Annotated in this window: 18 protein-coding genes; 6 read left to right on the top strand and 12 right to left on the bottom strand. The window is 72.7% G+C overall.

Annotated features, from left to right (window positions below; translation table 11 throughout):
* Position 1: 1 nt before the first annotated feature.
* From ACIGNX_RS30000 to ACIGNX_RS29950, 11 genes are all read right to left on the bottom strand, one after another.
* On the bottom strand, positions 2-865 hold the full coding sequence (locus tag ACIGNX_RS30000; RefSeq protein WP_396544182.1) for a 3-hydroxybutyryl-CoA dehydrogenase: 864 nt from the start codon (positions 863-865) through the stop codon (positions 2-4).
* Positions 865-1,857, bottom strand: a complete 993-nt coding sequence (locus ACIGNX_RS29995) for a 3-oxoacyl-ACP synthase III family protein (RefSeq protein WP_396544181.1) — start codon at positions 1,855-1,857, stop codon at positions 865-867. Before ACIGNX_RS29995 ends, ACIGNX_RS30000 begins: the two co-directional genes overlap by 1 nt.
* Positions 1,858-1,868: 11 nt before the next feature.
* Positions 1,869-2,066 (bottom strand): acyl-CoA carboxylase epsilon subunit, encoded by a 198-nt coding sequence (locus tag ACIGNX_RS29990; protein ID WP_396544180.1) that lies wholly within the window; start codon positions 2,064-2,066, stop codon positions 1,869-1,871.
* The gene (locus ACIGNX_RS29985; protein ID WP_396544199.1) at positions 2,066-3,610 is read right to left on the bottom strand and encodes an acyl-CoA carboxylase subunit beta; all 1,545 of its coding nucleotides are present in this window, start codon (positions 3,608-3,610) and stop codon (positions 2,066-2,068) included. Before ACIGNX_RS29985 ends, ACIGNX_RS29990 begins: the two co-directional genes overlap by 1 nt.
* Positions 3,611-3,662: 52 nt before the next feature.
* Positions 3,663-4,967 (bottom strand): crotonyl-CoA carboxylase/reductase, encoded by a 1,305-nt coding sequence (ccrA, locus tag ACIGNX_RS29980; protein ID WP_396544179.1) that lies wholly within the window; start codon positions 4,965-4,967, stop codon positions 3,663-3,665.
* Between the two features lie 471 nt (positions 4,968-5,438).
* Positions 5,439-6,791 carry an FAD-binding oxidoreductase gene (locus tag ACIGNX_RS29975; protein ID WP_396544178.1) on the bottom strand — a complete coding sequence of 451 codons (1,353 nt, stop codon included), beginning with the start codon at positions 6,789-6,791 and terminating at the stop codon, positions 5,439-5,441.
* Positions 6,788-7,717 (bottom strand): D-isomer specific 2-hydroxyacid dehydrogenase family protein, encoded by a 930-nt coding sequence (locus ACIGNX_RS29970; protein ID WP_396544177.1) that lies wholly within the window; start codon positions 7,715-7,717, stop codon positions 6,788-6,790. The genes ACIGNX_RS29975 and ACIGNX_RS29970 overlap by 4 nt, the downstream gene beginning before the upstream one ends.
* Positions 7,717-8,859 (bottom strand): pyridoxal phosphate-dependent aminotransferase, encoded by a 1,143-nt coding sequence (locus ACIGNX_RS29965; protein WP_396544176.1) that lies wholly within the window; start codon positions 8,857-8,859, stop codon positions 7,717-7,719. The genes ACIGNX_RS29970 and ACIGNX_RS29965 overlap by 1 nt, the downstream gene beginning before the upstream one ends.
* A 3-nt stretch (positions 8,860-8,862) precedes the next feature.
* Positions 8,863-10,128: a serine hydroxymethyltransferase gene (glyA, locus tag ACIGNX_RS29960; RefSeq protein WP_396544175.1), complete on the bottom strand. Its 1,266-nt coding sequence runs from the start codon at positions 10,126-10,128 to the stop codon at positions 8,863-8,865.
* 3 nt (positions 10,129-10,131) lie between these two features.
* Entirely contained in the window at positions 10,132-11,574 is a 1,443-nt protein-coding gene (locus ACIGNX_RS29955; protein ID WP_396544174.1) for a phenylacetate--CoA ligase family protein, read from the bottom strand.
* The gene (locus ACIGNX_RS29950) at positions 11,571-12,902 is read right to left on the bottom strand and encodes an MATE family efflux transporter (RefSeq protein WP_396544173.1); all 1,332 of its coding nucleotides are present in this window, start codon (positions 12,900-12,902) and stop codon (positions 11,571-11,573) included. The genes ACIGNX_RS29955 and ACIGNX_RS29950 overlap by 4 nt, the downstream gene beginning before the upstream one ends.
* 828 nt (positions 12,903-13,730) lie before the next feature.
* Here ACIGNX_RS29950 and ACIGNX_RS29945 point away from each other — a divergent pair.
* Together ACIGNX_RS29945 and ACIGNX_RS29940 are read left to right on the top strand one after the other, a co-directional pair.
* Complete coding sequence (locus ACIGNX_RS29945; protein WP_396544172.1) at positions 13,731-13,919, top strand: hypothetical protein; 189 nt, start codon at positions 13,731-13,733, stop codon at positions 13,917-13,919.
* 139 nt (positions 13,920-14,058) lie between these two features.
* Positions 14,059-14,556, top strand: a complete 498-nt coding sequence (locus tag ACIGNX_RS29940) for a hypothetical protein (RefSeq protein WP_396544171.1) — start codon at positions 14,059-14,061, stop codon at positions 14,554-14,556.
* Here ACIGNX_RS29940 and ACIGNX_RS29935 read toward each other — a convergent pair.
* Positions 14,496-15,026 (bottom strand): hypothetical protein, encoded by a 531-nt coding sequence (locus tag ACIGNX_RS29935; RefSeq protein WP_396544170.1) that lies wholly within the window; start codon positions 15,024-15,026, stop codon positions 14,496-14,498. The two genes, ACIGNX_RS29940 and ACIGNX_RS29935, sit on opposite strands and share 61 nt — an antisense overlap.
* A gap of 7 nt (positions 15,027-15,033) precedes the next feature.
* On the opposite strand from ACIGNX_RS29935, the gene ACIGNX_RS29930 reads away from it, so the two are divergent.
* From ACIGNX_RS29930 to ACIGNX_RS29915, 4 genes are all read left to right on the top strand, one after another.
* Positions 15,034-15,453: a hypothetical protein gene (locus ACIGNX_RS29930; protein WP_396544169.1), complete on the top strand. Its 420-nt coding sequence runs from the start codon at positions 15,034-15,036 to the stop codon at positions 15,451-15,453.
* Positions 15,454-16,275: 822 nt separating this feature from the next.
* Positions 16,276-17,223, top strand: a complete 948-nt coding sequence (locus ACIGNX_RS29925) for an SRPBCC family protein (RefSeq protein ID WP_396544168.1) — start codon at positions 16,276-16,278, stop codon at positions 17,221-17,223.
* On the top strand, positions 17,220-18,395 hold the full coding sequence (locus ACIGNX_RS29920; protein WP_396544167.1) for a zinc-dependent alcohol dehydrogenase: 1,176 nt from the start codon (positions 17,220-17,222) through the stop codon (positions 18,393-18,395). The genes ACIGNX_RS29925 and ACIGNX_RS29920 overlap by 4 nt, the downstream gene beginning before the upstream one ends.
* A 1,002-nt stretch (positions 18,396-19,397) precedes the next feature.
* Positions 19,398-19,568, top strand: a complete 171-nt coding sequence (locus ACIGNX_RS29915) for a hypothetical protein (protein WP_396544166.1) — start codon at positions 19,398-19,400, stop codon at positions 19,566-19,568.
* Positions 19,569-19,690: the final 122 nt, after the last annotated feature.

The following is a 19,690-nucleotide window of genomic DNA, read 5'->3' as shown; positions in this document are numbered from 1 at the left end:
GTCACGGCAGGTAGGTGTGGAACCCGCGGCCGGCCTTGCGGCCGAGCAGGCCGGCGTCGACCATGCGCTGCAACAGGTGCGGCGGGCTGTAGAGAGGTTCGCGGAACTCCTGGTACATCGCCTCCGCGATCGCGGCCACGGTGTCCAGGCCGATCAGGTCCGCCAGCGCCAGCGGGCCCATGGGGTGGGCGCAGCCGAGCGTCATCGCCCGGTCCACCTGCTCGGCGGTGGAGAAGCCGGTCTCCACCATGCGGATTGCGGCGAGCAGGTACGGGATCAGCAGCGCGTTGACCACGAACCCGGCGCGGTCGCCGCAGCGCACGGGCTGCTTGCCCAGCACGTCGGTGACGAACCGCTCGGTGCGGTCGTAGACGTCGTCGTCGGTCAGCAGCGACGGGATCAGCTCCACCAGGGGCAGCGCGGGCACCGGGTTGAAGAAGTGCACGCCGATGACCCGGCCCGGCCGCGCGACGGCCTTGGCCAGCCGGGCGATCGGGATCGAGGAGGTGGTCGAGGCGAGGATGGCGTCCGCCTCGCCCACGGCCGCGTCCAGCGCGCGGAACACGCCGAACTTCGCGTCCTCGTCCTCGGTGGTGGCCTCGACCACGAGCTGCCGGTCGGCGAGGTCGCCGAGGTCGGTGGTGAACGCGATGCCGGCCAGCGCGGCGTCCCGCTCCGCCCCGGTGATCTTCTCCTTGCGCAACGCCCGGTCCAGCGACGCGGTGATCAGCGCGCGACCGCGCGCCTCGGACGCCGGGCGGGACACGACCACCAGCACGTCCAACCCCGCCCGCGCGGCGACCTCGGCGATGCCCGCGCCCATGGTGCCGCAGCCGACGACCCCGATCTTCTTGATCCCGCTCATCAGGCGGCCCACCTCATCAGGCACGAGCCGATGGCCATGCCGCCACCGAACGCGGACAGCAGCACCAGGTCACCGGGCGCGAGCCGACCCGCCCGGTTCGCCTCGTCGAGCGTGACGGCGACCGAGGCGCTGCCGACGTTGCCGTACTTCTCCAGCGTGCGGTGCGTGGTGGCGGCGGTGAGGCCGGAGGCGCGCACCAGCTCGTCGATCATCACGCCGTTGGCCTGGTGCGGCACGAAGTGGTCCACTTCGGACAGTTCCACCCCGGCGCGCGCGGCGAGCCCGGCGAGCGCCAGCGGCAGCTCGCGCTCGACGAACTCGCGGACCTCGCGGCCCTCCATGCGGAAGTGGTGGCTGCCGTCGGCGACCGTCGCCGGGGACGCGGGCATCCGGCTGCCGCCCGCCTCCACCCGGATCAGGTGCCGCGCCTCGCCCCTGCCGACCAGGTCGAACTCGATGATCCCGCCGTCGGCGCCGGGACCGACCACGGCGGCGCCCGCGCCGTCGGCGAACAGCACCGCCGTGCGCCGGTCGCGGTGGTCCACGATGCGCGAGTAGGTGTCCGCGGCCACGACGAGCGCGTGCGCGCCGGGCTTGTTCGCCACCAGGCTGTGCGCCAGGGCGAGCCCGTAGACGAACCCGCTGCACACCACGTTGATGTCCAGGCACGCCGCCCGCGTGGCGCCCAGCGCGTGCTGCACGATGTGGGCGGTCGGCGGCTGCGGGTGGTCACCGGTGGAGGTGGCGACGACCAGGTAGTCGATCCGCTCGGCGTCCAGCGCCGCGTGCTCCAGCGCGAACCCGGCCGCCTGCACGGCGAGGTCCGAGGTGGCCTCGCCGGGTGCGGCGTAGCGGCGGGTGCGGATGTGGGTCTTGCGCTCGATCCACTCGGGGGTCACCCCGACCCGCTCCGCGATCTCGGCGTTGCCGACTTCGTCCTTGGGCAGGTAGGAACCCGTCCCGAGGATGCCGATGGACTGTCTGGGCTGCACGTCTGAACTCCTCACGAGCGCCAGGACCCAGCCGGGCGGAACCGCTGGGGGTTGTCGCGGTCCCACCCGGCCCGGCGGCGTTCCGCGGTGCCGGCGTGCTCCGGCCGCGGCCCCGACGCGAGGGCCAGCAGGACCGCGGTCAGCGCGCCGAGCTCCGCGTCGTCTGGGACGCCGCCCCGGATCACCTGGATGGATGGCTGAGCCGTCATCAGACCGGCGGGTTTCCGTGCTTGCGGGACGGCAGGTCGGCGTGCTTGCCGCGCAGCATCTCCAGCGCGCGCACGAGCGTGAGCCGCGTCTGCCGCGGGTCGATCACGTCGTCGACCAGGCCGCGTTCGGCCGCGTAGTAGGGGTGCAGCAGCTCGCTGCGGTACTCCTTGATCTTCTGCGACCGCACGGCGGCGGGGTCGTCGGCCGCGGCGATCTCCCGGCGGAAGATCACGTTGGCGGCCCCCTCGGCGCCCATGACCGCGATCTCGTTGGTCGGCCAGGCCAGCGACAGGTCGCAGCCGATGGACCGGGAGTCCATCACGATGTAGGCGCCGCCGTAGGCCTTGCGCAGGATGAGCTGGACCCGCGGCACGGTCGCGTTGCAGTAGGCGTAGAGCAGCTTCGCGCCGTGCCGGATGATGCCGCCGTGCTCTTGCGCCACCCCGGGCAGGAACCCCGGCACGTCCACCAGCGTCACCAGCGGGATGTTGAACGCGTCGCACATCTGCACGAACCGCGCGGCCTTCTCGCTCGCCTGGATGTCCAGCACGCCGGCCAGGGCGGCGGGCTGGTTGGCGATCACGCCGGTCACGTGGCCGTCCAGGCGGACCAGGCCGCACAGCACGTTGCGCGCCCAGGTCGGGCTGATCTCGAAGAACTCGCCGTCGTCGGCGACCTCCGCGATCACGTGCCGCATGTCGTAGGACTGCTGGGGGTCGGCGGGCACCAGGTCGAGCAGCGCGTCGGTGCGGCGGTCGGCCGGGTCGCCGGACCGCTCGACCGGCGGCAGCTCGCGGTTGTTGGAGGGCAGCAGCGACAGCAGGTAGCGCACCTCGGCCAGGCACGTCTCCTCGTCGTCGTGGGCGAAGGTGGCCACGCCCGACACGTCGGCGTGCACGTCCGCGCCGCCCAGGCCGTTCATGTCCACCCGTTCGCCGGTGACGGCCTGGACGACGTCCGGTCCGGTGATGAACATCTGCGAGGTGTCGCGCACCATGAACACGAAGTCGGTGAGCGCGGGCGAGTAGGCCGCGCCGCCCGCGCACGGGCCGAGCATCACCGACACCTGCGGGATGACGCCGGAGTTGCGCACGTGGCGCTGGAAGATGCCTCCGTACCCGGCGAGCGCGGTGACGCCCTCCTGGATCCGGGCGCCCGCGCCGTCGTTGAGCCCGACCAGGGGCGCGCCCGCCGCGGCGGCGAGGTCCATCACCTTGTGGATCTTCTCGGCGTGCGCCTCGCCCAGCGCGCCGCCGAAGATCCGGAAGTCGTGCGCGTAGACGAACACCGTGCGGCCTTCCACCGTGCCCCAGCCCGTGACGACGCCGTCGCTGTGGGGCTTGCGGTGCTCCATGCCGAACCCGACCGCGCGGTGCCTGCGGAACGGCTCGATCTCGTGGAAGCTGCCCTCGTCGAGCAGCAGCCCGATGCGCTCGTGCGGGGTGAGCTTGCCCTTCTCGTGCTGCCGGCGCGTGGCCGCCGGGTCCTCGCCCTCCAGCACCGCGTCGCGCAGCGCCGCCAGCTCCTCGACCCGGTCCCGCATGCTCCCGGCCGGTTCCGGGTCCTCGACCCGTTCGCGCATCGCCGTCATCACGTCACCCCCGCAGCAGGTTGAGGCGCTCTTCCCCGATCCGGGCGCGCAGCCCGGTGTCCGTCACGCCCAGACCGGGCTCGGGCGCCAGGCACAGCACGCCGACCTTCCCGGTGTGCTCGTTGAGCTGGACCGCCCGGGCCGCCTCGCCGACGTCCTCCAGCGGGTGCACCGCGGACAGCACCGGGACGAGGTGGCCGAGGTGGAACAGCCGGTTGACCTCCCACTGCTCCTGGAGGTTCGCGGCGTGGCTGCCGATGATCCGCTTGAGGTTCATCCACAGGTAGCGGTTGTCGAACTCGTGCAGGTACCCGGTGCTCGACCCGCACGTGACCACGACGCCGCCCTTGCGCACGACGAACACCGAGATGCCGAACGTGGCGCGGCCGATGTAGTCGAACGCGACGTGCGGGTCCTCGCCGACCTCCCGGCGGATCACCCGGCCGAGCGCCTTGCCCAGCTCGATCGCGTGCGCGCCGTCGCGCGGGGTGGTCAGGCCGACCTCGGCGCGGTTGATGACCACGTCGCACCCGAGGCGGCGCGCCAGCTCCGCCTTCTCCTCCGAGCCGACCACCCCGACCGGGATACCGCCGCCGTTCTTGACGAGCTGCACGGCGTAGGCGCCGAGGCCGCCGGTCGCGCCCCAGATCAGCACGACGTCGCCCTGCTTGATCCGCGCGCCGTTGGCGCCGACCAGCATCCGGTAGGAGGTGCTCGCGCACAGCAGCACGGAGGCCGCTTCCTCCCAGGTGAGGTGCGGTGGCTTGGCGAGCAGCTGGCTCGCCCGCACCACGGCGTAGTGCGCCAAGCCGCCGAAGTTCGTCTCGAAACCCCAGATCCGCTGGTCGGAGCCGAGCATCGCGTCACCGTGCGTGGCGGGCTGCTGGTCGTCCACGTGGACGCAGCTGACCACCACGTGGTCGCCCGCCTTCCAGTGCCGCACGCCGTCGCCGACCCGCACCACCACGCCCGCGGCGTCGGACCCGAGCACGTGGTGCGGCACGTCGTGACGGGCCGCGTAGCCGCCCTGCTTGCCGTAGCGGCGCAGGAAGTCGAAGGTGGGCACCGGCTCGAACGTCGCCGACCACACGGTGTTGTAGTTGATCGAGCTGGCCATCACCGCGACGAGCACCTCGTCCGGCGCGAGGTCCGGCATGGGCACCGGGCCGACCCTGATCGATTTCCTGACGTCCTTGTCGTCAGCGATTCCGAACATGTTCACGTCGGCCGCGACGACGTGCGCCGCGAGATATTCGGAAGGAGGTGCCTTCGCAACAATGGAATCGGTTAATTCGACCACAGCTGCCATATGGCAAAACTATGTGCCGGGTCGGATGAGCGACAACCCCTAGTGCCCCCCTAGCGGCACCCCGCACGTTCGCAACGATAAGGGTGACAACCCCGGACGGGACCATCGACAGAGCGCCTTACAAGTATCCTGACCAGGGGTTTCCTCATATCCTTTACACGGAGGAAACGGCCTTCCACCTGACGTTCACCCCCTGGAAACAGCAACATCTACACACCCCGTTCGGATTCACGCAGCCGGTCCGGAAACACCCCCAGGACAACCCCGGTGACGGACGCCTCAGCAACTCGACCGTTCAGCCTACCGACCGTGGTCGAATCGTCCCGAAAACGTCCGGCCAATGCCGGTGGAGGGTGGTGTTCAGGGGCTCGGCTGCCCGGCGGGCCACGACGCGACACGTCCGGCACAGGTGTGGCTCGCGGTCGATTCCCCGACCGGGGTCGCGACGGCCTCCCTCCGGCGGAGCGGACCTCACCGCGTGATCGGGTCGTCCCGGCTCGTGGAGGTGAGGGCCGCCCGGTGCCCGCGGGCGAACAGGCGGTCGGGGTCGTACTCCGCCTCCAGGCGGCGGAACAGGGCGAGCGCGTCGTCGTCGTAGCTCGGGCGCATGCCCCCGTCCTCGGCCTCGGAGTAGTTGGAGTACGCCTTGGTCCCGCCGGCCGACCTCAGCCGCCGCGCCCACGTCCGCGCCCAGGCGACGTGGGCCTCGTCGTCCGCACCGTCCTGCCACCGCGCCGACAGCAGCACGCCCATGCGCGACCCCCGCAGCGGGTACGCCGAACCGGGCGCGTGCGCTCGGAGGGTGCGCGCGTTGTAGTACTCGACCAGCACCGAGCGGTGCGGGGACGGGGCGGTGGCCACCGCTTCCACCAGCACGTGCGGCGGCAGGTCGAGGTGTTCGAAGTGGACGGACTTCCAGTAGCCCCGGCTGGGGCGGAACAGCCCGTCGAAGTGCGACTGCCAGCTCGGGTAGGGCCGCGCGACGACGTCGGACCAGTCACCGCCGAGCAGGGCGCGGAGGCGGGACAGCTCGCGGTCGTGGTCGTCGTGGCAGCACAGGTCGACCGACAGGCCGTGGACGCCGAGCACGGGTGCCAGGGTGGTGGCGGTGGGCGGGTCCGCGCGCATCAGACCGGCGAGGCGGGTCAAGGTCTCGGCCGCCGCGCCCAACGGCACGAGGACCGAACCGGCGACGACGTCGGGCAGCGGCACGGTCCGGAAGCTCAGCTCCAGGACCACGCCGAACGCGCCCGCCCCGCCACCGCGCAGCGCGGTGAACAGGTCGGGGTGCGAGTCCGCCGTCACGTCGAGGACGGCGCCGCCCGCGGTCATCACCCTCGCGCCGGTGAGGTGGTCGCACGTCAGGCCGTGGGCGCCGACCAGCCAGCCGATGCCGCCGCCCAGGGTGAGCCCGACGACGCCCGTGTCGCTGACCGTGCCGGTCGGCACGCACCGGCCGCGGGCCGCCAGTTCGGCGTCGAGGTCGCCCAGCCGCGCGCCCGGCTCGACGCGGGCCGTGCGGGTGCCGGGGTCGTAGGAGACGCGGCGGAACACCGAGAAGTCGAGCACCAGACCGCCGTCGACGGTGGAGAACCCGCCGATGTGGTGGCCTCCGCCGCGCACGGCGACCGCCGCGCCGAGCTCGGTCGCGACGGCCACGGCCCGGCGCAGCACGCGGGGGTCGAGCGAGCGCACGATGGCGGCCGGGCGGGTGTCGTGCATGCGGTTGTAGACCAGCCGGGCCTGCTCGTACCCCGGCGCCCCGGGTGCGAGCAGCGCTCCCGGCGGCACGACCGACCGCAGCCGGGCGGCGAGGGCGCTCACCCCCGTTCCCGTTCGATCGCGTCGATCAGGTTGTCCACGGCCCGGTCCTCCATGCGCTGCCACGTCCCGGCGGACGAGGCGGCGATGTGGCTGGTGACGAACACCGGACGGCGCAGCAGGTCGTGCTCGTCGGCGTCGGGCGCGGGCAGCGGTTCCCGGAAGTAGCCGTCCATCGCCACGGCCGTCAGCGCGCCGCCGTCGAGCGCCCGGCGCAGGGCCGCCGGGTCGAGCACACGCGGGTCGGCGGTGCTGACCAGGAAGCGCGGCGACGGTCCGGGGCGCAGCAGCTCGTCGTCGACCAGGCCGGTGGTCTCCTCGGTCAACGCGCAGCAGACGAACACCGTGGTGCACTCGGCGAACAACCCGGCCGGGTCGACGGGGACCACGCCCAGCTCGCGCTCCACGTCGGGCTTGCGCGTGCGCGAGCTGTAGAGGACGCGGCAGCCGAACCCGAGCCGCAGGACACGCGCCAGCGCGGTGCCCGAGGCACCCAGGCCCAGCACGCCGACGGTCGAGCCGGTCAGCTCCGCCGACGTCCGCACCCGCTCCCCCGTGCCGAGCAGGTCCGGGAACAGCCGCCGCGCCACGCCCAGCGCCAGCCCGACCGCGAACTCCGCGACGGCGGCGGCGTTGACCCCGGGGGTGTTCAGCACGGTCACGGACCCGCGCCGCGCCGCGTCGAGGTCGACGAACGACCCGGCGCCCACGCCCGCGAACGACACGCAGCGCAGCACCCGCGCCGCCCGCAGGACCGGCGCGGTCAGGTGCTCGTCACCGGCGAGCAGGTAGTGCTCGACGTCGGCGACCCGCGCGCGCAACTCCTCCTCGGTGACCGCGCCCGCCAGGTGGTCGAGCTCGTGACCGTGCTCGCGGCAGTAGCGGGCGAGCCGCTCGGGCACCCGGTCGCCGGACACGAGGACCTTCATCAGCGCACCACCTCCGCGAAGTACTCGGCGAGGACGTCCACGCCGCGCTCGAACTCGTCCTCCGGCTTCATCAGGCTCACCCGCACGTTGTGGCGGCCGGGTCCGCCGGGCCGCCGGGCCCAGAAGAACCCGCGGCCCGGCAGCACCCCCACGCCCCGGCGGCGCAGGTCCGCGGTGACCTCCTCGTCGTCCCGGCCGGTCCGCGCCGTCGACAGCCACTCCACGCCGATCCGGCTCGGCAGGGCCATCGGCTCGACCAGCCGCTCACCGAGCACCCGACGCAGGTGCGCCCGCCGCCGGGCCACCAGGGTCCGCACCGCCGCGTCCAGGCCGGTGGCGCGGGCGTCGTCGAAGAACTCGCCCAGGACCATCAGGGAGAACTTCGACACGCACAGGTAGATCTCGTTGTAGAGCTCGCGCAGCGCCGGTGCGTGGTCCGCCGAGCACGTGAGCAGGCTCGCCTTCATGTCCTGCGTCGGGAACACCTTTCCGGTGTCCTCGAACACGACGTAGGACGCGCCGCTGCTCTCCAGCACCCCGTAGGCGTCCCAGGTCTGCGGGTAGAACAACCGGAAGCTGGCGTCGACGACGAGGACGACGCCGTGCTCGGCGCAGGCCGCCGCGATCGCGGTGAACTCCCGCGCGGACAGCCTGGTGCCGGTCGGGTTGTTCGGGTCGACCAGGAACAGCACGTCGGCGCCCGCCGGCACGCGGTCGAGCGCCGCCGCCTCGACGACCTCCCGCTCCGACACCGGGTGGACGTCCACGCCCCGGCGGCGCAGGATCAGCGCCAGGTTGTCGAACGTGGGGTGGGTGAGCAGCACCCGCCCACCGGTGAGCCGCAGGTAGGCGGCGACCAGGTCGATCGAGTTCGACGCGGTGGGCAGGATCAGGTGGTGCCCCGCCCCGCGCAGCGCCGGCGACCCGATGAGGTCGGCGTAGCGGCGCACGTACAGGTCCTCGGACTCGGGGATGGACTGCGCGTCCGAGCGGGCCCACAGCTCGCGCATCCGGTCGACGATGAGCGCCTGGCCGGCGTTGAGGGCGTGGTAGGCGTGCCCGTCGGCGAGGTTGGCCCCGGTGCCGAAGCCGAGCTGCTCGTAGTCGGTCAACGTCCTGGCGTGCTCCGCCGCAGTGCCCACGGGTCAGCTCCTCGGTGTCCAGTCGAGCGCGGTGGCGGCGCGGACGTCGAGCGGGCGCGCCACGGCGGCGAAGTCCCGCGCGACGTCCCCGTCGACCGCGGGGTCGGCGGTCAGGGCCCCGACCACCAGGGCGACCAGGTCCGCCACGTCGGCGGTGGTGTAACCGCACGACGACAGCCACGCCGTGCCGATCCGCACACCTCCCGCCGCGTCGATCCGGTTGCTGCGGTCCGAGGGCAGCGACTGGCGGTTGGTGAGCAGCCCGGCCCGCTCCAGCCGCTCCTCCGCGGTCCGACCGTCGAGGCCGAACGCCCGCCGGGTGTCGAGCAGGAAGTAGTGCTTGTCCGTGCCGCCGCCGACCGCGGCACCCGGCGCGTGCGCGGTGAACGCGCCCGCCAGCGCCCGCGCCAGGTCGACGCTGCGGCGCGCGTACTCGGCGAACCGCTCGGTCCGCGTCTCCAGCAGCGCCGCCGCCGCGTCGGTCAGCCGGCGGACCGGGAAGCTGGACTGCGTGCCGGGGTGCACGGCGGCGTCCATCCGGTCGGCGAGGTCCGCGCGGCACAGGATCGCCGCCCCGTGCGGGCCGCGCAGCGTCTTGTCCAGCGACATCGTCACCGCGTCGGCCAGGCCCAGGTCGCAGTCGAACGCTCCACCGGCGATCAGGCCCGCCTCGTGCGACAGGTCCAGCAGCAGCTCCGCGCCGACCTCGTCGCAGATCGACCGCAGCTCGGGGACGTCGTAGGTCCACGGGTAGGACGAGGAACCGCACACCACCAGCCGCGGCCGGAACTCGCGCGCCACCTCGCGGGCCGCCGCGTAGTCGATGACCCCGTCCGCACCCACCCCGTAGAACCGGAAGTCGTACAGGCTGCCGGAGAAGTTCTTCCGCATCCCGTGCGTGAGGTGCCCGCCGGAGCGGAAGTGCAGCGCCAGCACGCGGTCGCCCGGGGAGAGCAGGCAGTGGTAGACCGCCTGGTTCGCCTGGCTGCACGAGTGCGGCTGGAGCACCGCGTGGTCGACGCCGAAGACGGCCCGCGCGACCTCCGCGGCCAGCAGCTCCAGCTCGTTGTGGACCGCGGCCCCGGCGAACGGCCGAGCGCCCGCGATGCCCTCCTGAATCATGTCCCCCGAGTACGGGCGGGTGCGCTCCCGCCAGCCGGGCACGGCGTTGTCGCTGGCGATCAGGTTGATCACGTCGCGCTCGTACCGCTCCTGCCGCGCGCCCAGCGCGTGCAGCCGGTCCCGCAGCGCCGTCCAGTCCGCAGGCACCCCTCACCCCCGCCCTTCCGGGCGCGCCGCCCAGTCGCCCTCGGTGACGATCAACCGCCGCTTGCCGGAGGCGAACGTCGCGAAGTCGTCGACCTCCACCACGTCCACCCGGAGGCGGACGTGGTGGAACAGCGAGGGCAGCTCCGCCGCGAACCCGGCCACGAGCGGGTTGGACCGGTCGTCCCGACCGCGCTCCAGCGGTTGGTAGCGCAGTTCGACGCGGTCCGGCGAGACCTGCGCGATCTGGTACTGGCGGACGTTGGACTCCAGGACGACCAGGGTCCGGTCGCACAGCCCGAGCACGGCGTCAGCGGGCACCCGCCGGGTCGGCCCGTCGCGCAGCGACTCGTCCTCCCGGCCCCGGAACGCCGCCAGCGACCGGAACCGGGTGCCGCAGGGGCACCGCTGCCCGGTGTCCGCCAGCCGCACCACGTCACCCTGGTCGTAGCGGATGAACGGCATGAACGAGTTGCCCAGCGACGTGGCGACGAGGTGCCCGAAGCCCGACTCGTCCGCGTCGGCGACCTCGACGTAGGCGCTGTCCTCGGTCAGGTGGTAGCGACGCTCGCGACACTCGTGCGCGAGCATCGAGAACTCCTCGGAGGAGTACTCGTCCAGCACCGGGACGCCGAACACCTCCGAGTACCTCACCCGCTCCTCGACGCTGCTGCGCTCGGAGTTGGTGCCGACCGCGTCGATGCCGAACCGGGTCAGCTCGACGCCGTGCGCGGCCAACCGCTGCAGGTAGCCGGGGAACGCGAGCAGCAGCCGCGGCCGGACGCGCGCCAGGTGGTCCAGCAGCACGTCGGTCGGGCAGTCCTGGGAGACGGTCAGGAACGGGTACTCGCCGGCCATCGAGGAGAACCGCTCGGCGGCGAAGTACACGCTGTAGCGCCAGTCCTCGGGCCGCAGCGGGGCGCCCAGGACCAGCTCGCAGTGCCGGACGTAGAGCACGGCGCGGTAGTCCACGCTCGCGTTGTCCTGGTAGATGGTGAGGTTGAGCCCGCTGGAGCCGGAGGTGCGCGCCGAGTGCACGGTCCGGCCGCCCGCGGTGCGCAGGACCTGCTCGCCGACGTCGGCCTCGACCAGGGCGCGCTTGTCCACCAGGGGCAGCCGGCGGAAGTCGTCCCAGGTGACGATGTCGCCCGGCTCGAAGCCGACCGAGGAGTACAGCTCGCGGTAGAACGGGATGGTCGTGTACGCGGTGTCGACGAGCACCCGCACCCGGTCCAGCTGCCAGGCGTCGAGCTCCTCCGGGTCGAGTCGCAGGCGGGCGCGCACCCGGTGCTTCTGCTGGTCCCACTTCGCCCGCAGGCGCACCTGGGCTTCCCACGTCTCGCGCACGGCGCGGTCGTTGCGCCGGATGTAGGGCGCGATGGCGTCCCCGGTCGTCGCCTCGCCCTCGACGTCCCGGATGGCCCGGGTCCCCTGTGCGGTACCGCTCATGGCTTCTCCCCCTCGTTCGCGGCCCGGAGGGCCCTGACGTGGTGGCCGGACCGGGCCAGGCTGAAGGCGACGACCGCGCAGCCGCCCGTGATGACGCCGATCCACAGGCCGAGGAAGCCCGCCCGCGTGAACCCGGCCAGCAGCAGGCCGGTGCCCAGGCCGACGACCCAGTACCCGGCCGTGACGACGATCGTGGGCAGGCGGGTGTCGGCCAGCCCCACCAGGTAGCCCATGGACGTGGTCACCAGCGTGTCCACGAACAGGTAGGCGACGACGAGCGGCAGCAGCTCCGTGAACAGGTCGACGGCCACCGGGTCGCGCAGGTCGAACACGACGCCGGTGATCAGCCCGGAGCCGAGCAGGAGCACGGCGGCCAACACGGCCGTGCAGGTGCCGCTGATCAGCACCAGGGCCGAGCGCAGGTCCCGCAGCGCCCGCCAGTCGCCGTCCTGGCGGGCCCACGCGGCCACGGCGGACGCCGCGCCGGAGAAGCCCAGCGCGAAGACCGCGACCAGGGTCTCCACCCGCAGGCCGACGGCGTGGGCGGCGGTGGCGGACGCGCCGAAGCGGGCGACGAAGAACGCCAGCACGGGCAGGAAGCCCTCGCCGAACAGGATGCGCACGCCGATCCACCCGCCCACCCGGACCAGTGCGCCCAGCATCGCCCGGTCCGGCGCCGACGGCCTCGCGCGCAGCCCGAGTTCGCGCAGCCCGGTCACCCGCAGCACCGCGACGCCGGTCAGCACGGCCACGACGACGCGCACGGCGGTGCTCGACAGCCCCGCACCCACCACGCCGAGCCCCGCGCCGAAGACGGCGGCGTAGCCGACGGCGAGGTTGAGCGGCACCGCCACGAGCATCACCACCGTCGCGGGCCCCGGGCGGCCGACCCCGGTCAGCAGGCACCGGGTGTTGACGTAGAGCAGGAAGAACGGCAGCCCGGCGGCCGCGCCCTCGTTGTAGTCCTGGGCGATGGCCGCGAGCGCGGGGTCCTGGCCGACCAGCACCAGCAGATCCTCGGTGTTGAGCAGCACCGCGATCCCGAGCAGGCCGATGGCCAGGGCGAGCCACGTGCCCTGCGCGTACCAGCGGCGCACCGCCTCGACGTCGCCCGCCCGGAAGGCCGCGGCGACCCGCGGCGACACGGCGGTCACCACCCCCAGGCCGAAGAGCATGACCACGCCGAAGACGCTCAGGGCGAGCGTCACGCCGGCGAGCTCGGCCGTTCCCAGCCGGGCCACCAGGGCGGCGTCGGTGAAGGACATCGCGAGCTGCGCCACGAACCCGACGGCCAGCGGCAGCCCCAGCGGCAGGACGCGGCGGACCATGTCCAGGACGGTGCCGCCGGTCCGCTGCGCGCCCCTCACCGGGAGCGGCCAGGGATCGCCCGGCACGCGGTACCCCCTCTACCAGGATCAAGGGCGCACGGCCTGAGGCGAGAATCTTTTTCGCCCGCCCGGCGAGCCGGGCCACCCATCGTCCGGCGGAGGGCGGAAGGTAAACCGGGGGAAATCGGACCGCGGGCGGACGACGACGAAATTCGCCCTATTCGGAATCGACCGCGGCGGCGGCCGGGTGGGATAGTGGTGGAATTGATCCGGTACCCCGAGAAGACCACTTGACGACTCCGATCGCACGCCGAAGACCACAGAGGTGCAGGCAGGGGCACAGGCCAACGGCCGACGAAAACCGCCACCCGCGACGCGGGCGACCGCAATTCCCCCCTCGGCCGGTATCGTCCCCATTTCTCCCGGCACCAACCCCCACCGCCATGCTAAGCGGCTTTCCAACTGGCGCGCAAGGCCCGGTGGTTTCGTCGTGAACGACCCGGCGAACACCCGCCGCGCCCGTCGTGGACGACCTTTCGGGAAGTGAGCGGAAAACTCGGTGGGCGACATGTTCCCAATCCGATGCTCGTGGCCGCAAAGATGCGGGAAAGCCGGGGCCGGCCGGGGCGTGCCGTTGCGCGCGGCGAGGGCCCACCGCGTGCGCAGCGTTCGGCCGGCCGGATGCGCGCCCCCGTCGACGGGAGGCCGACGAACCGCGCCGCCCCCCGAAGTGCCCGCGGCCAAGAGGTCCATTGTGGATGGTCGTCGCAGGCCGTCCCGCCGGCGGGACGCGGTGGGCGAACGGTTCACAGCGCCGCACGACCGGACGTGACACCCACCAAGAAGATCGGCAAGCCGAGGTACGCCACGGCGCTGGTGGCGTCCGTCGCGCTCGCCACCGCGGTGGCGTCGGACGGCGGGAGCGCCGTCGCCGCGCCGCCCCCCGCGGGCGGTTTCCTGCAGGTCGTCGCCAACCAGGACGACGACATCCTGTTCATGAACCCGGACCGCGGGTGAGGCCGACCACCAGGACGAAGCCCCTGACGGGGAACCGCCCACGACGCCCGAAGACTGCCACGACGAACAGCTCGATCGCGAGGACTACGTCCACTGCCGCCAGGAGGGCGCGCGCCACGCGTGGGCGCGCATGGTGGGCGTGGACCCGGACGCGGAGTGGGACAGGCAGGCGCGCCAGGTCCCGGGTGCCGTGGATGCCGCCTTCGGCGAGGACATCCGGGTCGAGGTCGACACCCTCCGAGCGAACAGCAAGACCGTGAACCTGGTCTTCGTCAACCTGCAGGACTACGCCGACCCCGAGCAGAACCAGGCTTCCCTCTACGCCATGCTCTACAACGGCCACACGAAGCACACCGTCCTCGCGGCGGGCGGCGCGGTGAACCGGGTCCACCACTACGACAAGGACACCGTGCTCTCGTTGCCGGACTCCCTGTTCCGGCTGTTCCAGCCGACGGTGGTGCGGGTCCAGGACGCCCAGCCCGACCGCAGGGCGCCCGAGGACCCGAACTGGGCCTACGACCACAGCGACCACGTCATGACCGCGCGCTTCGCCCTGGAAGCGCTGCGCACCCGCGGCTACTCGTCGCGCGTGCAGGTCGTCGTTACCGCAACTACAACATCCAGTCGGCCCAGGTGAACCTCGAACAGGCCGAGCACGCTCGGCAACCCGAACGCGGGCACGGACCTGTCCGTCGAGATCGGGCAGCCGGTCGCGACGACCAATGAGGACGGTCGGATCCAGGTCTTCGTCAAGAACGGCGGCGGCGGGTCGGCACCACCTACCAGACGAGCGTCAACGCGGGCTTCGACCCCGGGTGGAAGGACCTGGGCGGTGGTCCCGACGTGCAGGACGGCCTGGCCGTGACGACCAACGACTCCGGGCGCATCAAGCTGTTCGCCTACCTCGTCGAGAACGGGTACGGCAAGATCCGGTACTGGTACCAGACCGAGGCCGACAAGCCGAACCACTTCGGCAGCGAACTCCTGGTGGACCCGGCGGCGCCCGTCAACCAACCCGAGCCCGCCGGTCCGCCGACGGTGGCGACGAGCAACGACGGCCGGCTCGACGTGTTCCACCGCTTGGCGACCGGTGCGCACGGCGAGCACGGCGAGCATGGTGTCGCACAAGTGGCAGACGGGAGTCGACACCGCGGGGCCGGGGGTCTGGGCGGTCACGCCCCAGATCATCGACGGCCACGGCGGCGTCGGCCCCGTCGCGGTCGGCAACGCGCCGGGGCCGCGGGACGGCGTGGCCGGCATCCCCCAACCCTGCGTCGTCGTGGCCAAGCGCAACCGCGGCGGCGGGATCAGCATGAACATCCGGATCGGTCCCGACCTCGGGTACGGGACCTGGTACGACACGGGCGGGTACACCGCGGGCGACATCGCGGTGACCAGCGACGCCAACGGGTGGGTGTTCGCCTTCGCCATCACCGGTGACGGCAAGCTGATGATCAAGCACCAGAACAGCTCCGGCTGCCACGAGGACGTCAACGGCGCCAACTGGTCGGACTCGAAGGTGGTCGGCGGCTGACCCACAGCGCGGGTGACGGCGGTGCGGCTCCGGGCGCGCGGTCGACGCGTGCCGTGCTGGTGGACGCGCGGTGCACGTGGCGCTACCCCGGCTCGACCACCCCGGGCCGGCTACCCCGGCTCGACCGCCCCGGGCCGGTCTCCGGTGGCGGTCACGGGCGGTCGAACTTCCCGCAGACCACGAGGGTGGTGGCGACACCGGTGGTCGCGGTTCCGGTGCCGAGGCAGAGCAGAGGAGTGGTTTCGAGTCCCGTCGTCGTGCCGTCCTCGGTGTGGACCGAGAGGGACACGCGAGCGTCGTCTTCCGCGTGCGGCGTTGTTCTGACGGCGTGGTGAGGAGGTTGATCATGGCGAGGACTCGTCCGTTCTCCTCAAGGAACCGCTGTGACCGGGACAGGACGCTGGTGGCGTGACCGCGTGGCGGCGCAGCCGCCAACAGATCGGCGCCGGGATCGGCGGCACGAGCCGTTCCGGTCCGAGCGCCCCGGGTATCAGGGTCGACACCCGATCGCGTGAATCGCTTGCAACGTTCCTGCAATCCGCTGATCGGGGCGCACCGATGCCCCCTTGGCGGATCGTCACGGATGCCGGCACCGCCCCTACCGCCGCAGCAGGACGCCCACATCGACGTACTCGATCGATCGGTGGGTGGGTGCCACCTGCGCGCAGTCGCCGTTCCGTTGGTTAAGGGAATCGCCGAGGGGTAGCCCAGTCCACATCGGTCGCGTCCCGGGTCGTGCTCCACCCGGGCGTTGACCGGCGCGATCGGATGCGGAGGTTGGCCATGTCCCGACCGGCGAGACCGACCGGAGGGTGGGAAGCGGTGCAGAGGCGGGGCCGGCGGCTGGGTTGGCTGAGCTTCGCGCTCGGCGTGGTGCAGCTGGCGGCGCCGGGCGCGGTGCGCCGGCTCAGCGGTGTGGACGACTCCGCCCGGTCGCGGGCGGTGGTGCCGGCCGTCGGAGCGCGGGAGCTGGTCCACGCGGCCGGGCTCCTGACGAGCCGGCGGAAGGGCGCCTGGGCGTGGACGAGGGTCGTGGGCGACGCGATGGACCTGACCGCGCTGGGGGTGGCGCTCGCCCACCGCGGCGGGAACCGCCGACGCCGGCTGGTCGGGGTCACCGGCGCCGTCGCCGGGATCACGGCACTGGACCTGCTGACCGCCGTGCAGGCCACTCGAGCGACTCGCACCGGCCCCGGGCCGGCGCGGGGCGCACGCACAGGAGGATCCGTGGAACTGACAGCGACGACAACCATCCGCAAACCCCCGTCGGAGGTGTACGCGTTCTGGCGCGACCTGGAGAACCTCCCGACCTTCATGGCACACCTCGAAGAGGTCCGCACCACCGGTGACCGGACGAGCCACTGGTCGGCCAGCGCCCCGTTCGGCAAGGAGGTCGAGTGGGACGCGGAGATCACCGACGAGACGCCCGGCGAGAAGATCGTGTGGCGCTCGGTGGGGGAAGCCGCCGTGCCGAACGCCGGCACGGTCCGCTTCACGCCCGCCCCGGACGGCGTGAGCACCGAGGTGTTCGTCGTCCTGGTGTACGACATCCCGGGCGGCGCGGTCGGCAAGGCGGTCGCCAAGTACTTCGGCGAGGAACCGCACCAGCAGCTCGACGACGACCTGCGCCGGTTCAAGCAGGTCGTGGAGACCGGCGAGGTGGTCCGCTCCGAAGGCGCCCCGTGGGGCAAGCGGGCGCGCAAGGAGTTCCCGCAACGGCCGGCGCAACCGCTGTCGGATTCCGAGCTCGCGAAGGGAGCGGGGGCATGAGGGCGACCACCTGGGCCGGCCGCAACAAGGTCGAGGTCCGCGACGTGCCGGACCCGAAGATCCTCAACAGCCGCGACGCGATCATCCGGATCACCTCCACCGCGATCTGCGGCTCGGACCTGCACCTGGTCGACGGCTACGTGCCGACCATGCAGGACGGGGACGTCATGGGGCACGAGTTCATGGGCGAGGTGGTCGAGGTCGGCCCGGGCGTCTCCCCGGACCGGCTGCGCGTCGGGGACCGGGTCGTGGTGCCGTTCCCGATCGCCTGCGGCGCGTGCGCCGCCTGCGCGGCCGAGCTGTACTCCTGCTGCGAGAACTCCAACCCCAACGCCGGGATCGCGGAGAAGATGTTCGGCCACCCCGTCGCCGGCATCTTCGGCTACTCCCACCTGACCGGGGGTTTCGCGGGTGGTCAGGCGGAGTACGCGCGCGTGCCGTTCGCCGACGTGAACCCGCTGAAGATCGAGTCCGACCTGACCGACGAGCAGGTGCTGTTCCTCTCCGACATCCTGCCCACCGGTTACATGGGCGCCGAGATGTGCGACATCAAGCCCAGCGACGTGGTGGCCGTCTGGGGCGCGGGCCCGGTGGGCCAGTTCGCCATGGACAGCGCCCGGCTCCTGGGCGCCGCCCAGGTCATCGCCATCGACAAGGAGCCCTACCGGCTGGAGCTGGCCGAACGGGCGGGCCACACGCCGGTGAACTTCGACGAGGTCGACGTCCGCTCCCGGCTGCTGGAACTGACCGGTGGGCGCGGTCCGGACAAGTGCATCGACGCGGTCGGCCTGGAGGCCACCCACGGCAGCGCGCACATCGCCGCCTACGACCGGATCAAGCAGGCCGTGCGGTCGGAGACCGAACGCCCGCACGCGTTGCGCCAGGCGATCCTGTCGTGCCGCAGCGGCGGTGTGGTCTCGGTGATCGGCGTCTACGGCGGCCTGCTGGACAAGTTCCCCGCCGGCGCGTGGATGAACCGGTCGCTGACCCTGCGCACCGGGCAGTGCCACGTGCAGCGCTACATGAAGCCGCTGCTGGAGCGCATCGAACGCGGGGAGATCGACCCGACCCGGATCATCACCCACACCCTGCCCCTCGACGAGGCGGAGCACGGCTTCGACATCTTCAAGAACAAGCGGGACAACTGCGAGAAGGTCGTCCTCAAGCCCTGACGGTAACCCGCGTCCTGCCTCCACGCGCGAACGCCGACGGAGAGCGCGGCACCGGCGGAGGGCGGCCCGGCCGGCTGATCACGACGATCGCCGACGGGCCGCCCGATGCCCACGCCGCCCGGGCGCGGTGGCGCGTGGGGCGAGCGGGCCATCCCCCTCCGCACCGGGATTCCACCACCCGGTCGAGGCTGCGCGGGCGGGCCACCGGCTGGTCGCGGGTGTTCAGGTGTCGCGTTGTCGTGCTGCCCTGGCTCGTGCTCCGCGGTGGGACAGCACGACTCCGACCGAAGCCGGTGCGCACGCCCCGGCGAGCGTGGCAGGAGTGGCCGGTTCGCGCAGCGCGGCCCACCAGTGTGCGGTGCCGTCGCCCGCCGTGCCAACGGTGCCGACGAGGAGGAAGTAGCTCATGAGCGCTTCCCCGTGCGCTGTCTCGACCGCGATGGTGGCGCCTCCACCGCTCCCCGACCCCCGACAGGACACCCGACCTCAAGTACGCGGCGGCAGAACGAGAACTGCGGCCTCCGCACGTGGGACATGCCTCTACCACGTCGTCCGGTGACAGCCGATCCCGTTGTCATCGGGAATCCGGCCGGAGAAGGCCGGTCGAGCTCGCGGGTCCGAACCTCGTCGGCGTCCGGGCCGGTGGTCCGACCTGCCACCGCCCCGGTCCCGGTGGTCACCACATGGGGCTCGGGACCGGGCCGCTCCCTCCTCCCGAAGGACCGCGAGCAGCGCCCGCCGCACGGCCCCGACCTAGGCATCAAACGCGGATTTTGCGGCTGCTTGGCACCGCGTCGGCACAGTGGGCGGCACCACGGCACCGGATCGGACCGGCTTCCCATCGCCACCGGGAAGTCGTTCGGGGGGACCGGTTGCGGGTCCCGGACCAGGGGGGATCGAGGTCCGGGACCCGCGCGCCGTGGGGTGTCGCCCCCTCGCCGCGGAGCGCCCCGAGGGGGCGGCGCACCACACGTCGGGTGCTCCCCAACGAAGGGACCGACCATGCCGACCGCACCCAGCACGACGGACGAGCTGCTGACGGACGACTTCGACCTGGACGTCCGGGAGATCACCGTGGTCCAGGAGCACCAGGAGGCGTCCGCTTCGGGCTTCACCTGCACGTTGTTCACCTGTCCGGCGTTGACCTGCGGCAGCTCCTGCACGAGCTGCTGATGCCGCGGTGACGCACCCGGTGGTGGGGCGCCCCCCCCCCGCCCCCCCCCCGGGGGGCGCCCCCCCCCCCCCCGGCCCGCGGGGGCCCCCCGGCCTGTCCACCCCCCCCCCGGTGCACAGCG

Source organism: Actinosynnema sp. NPDC053489 (assembly GCF_044544865.1).
Classification (GTDB): Bacteria; Actinomycetota; Actinomycetes; order Mycobacteriales; family Pseudonocardiaceae; genus Actinosynnema.
This window is presented reverse-complemented; position numbering and strand designations above follow the sequence as displayed.

Excerpts from the sequence above, each read along its gene's own strand:
- ACIGNX_RS30000 (WP_396544182.1), bottom strand. The coding sequence starts at position 865 with ATGAGCGGGATCAAGAAGATCGGGGTCGTCGGCTGCGGCACCATGGGC.
- ACIGNX_RS29990 (WP_396544180.1), bottom strand. The coding sequence starts at position 2,066 with ATGACGGCTCAGCCATCCATCCAGGTGATCCGGGGCGGCGTCCCAGAC.
- ACIGNX_RS29985 (WP_396544199.1), bottom strand. The coding sequence starts at position 3,610 with ATGCGGGACCGGGTCGAGGAGCTGGCGGCGCTGCGCGACGCGGTGCTG.
- ccrA (WP_396544179.1), bottom strand. The coding sequence starts at position 4,967 with ATGGCAGCTGTGGTCGAATTAACCGATTCCATTGTTGCGAAGGCACCT.
- ACIGNX_RS29970 (WP_396544177.1), bottom strand. The coding sequence starts at position 7,717 with ATGAAGGTCCTCGTGTCCGGCGACCGGGTGCCCGAGCGGCTCGCCCGC.
- ACIGNX_RS29955 (WP_396544174.1), bottom strand. The coding sequence starts at position 11,574 with ATGAGCGGTACCGCACAGGGGACCCGGGCCATCCGGGACGTCGAGGGC.
- ACIGNX_RS29950 (WP_396544173.1), bottom strand. The coding sequence starts at position 12,902 with ATGGTCCGCCGCGTCCTGCCGCTGGGGCTGCCGCTGGCCGTCGGGTTC.
- ACIGNX_RS29930 (WP_396544169.1), top strand. The coding sequence starts at position 15,034 with ATGGTGTCGCACAAGTGGCAGACGGGAGTCGACACCGCGGGGCCGGGG.
- ACIGNX_RS29920 (WP_396544167.1), top strand. The coding sequence starts at position 17,220 with ATGAGGGCGACCACCTGGGCCGGCCGCAACAAGGTCGAGGTCCGCGAC.
- ACIGNX_RS29915 (WP_396544166.1), top strand. The coding sequence starts at position 19,398 with ATGCCGACCGCACCCAGCACGACGGACGAGCTGCTGACGGACGACTTC.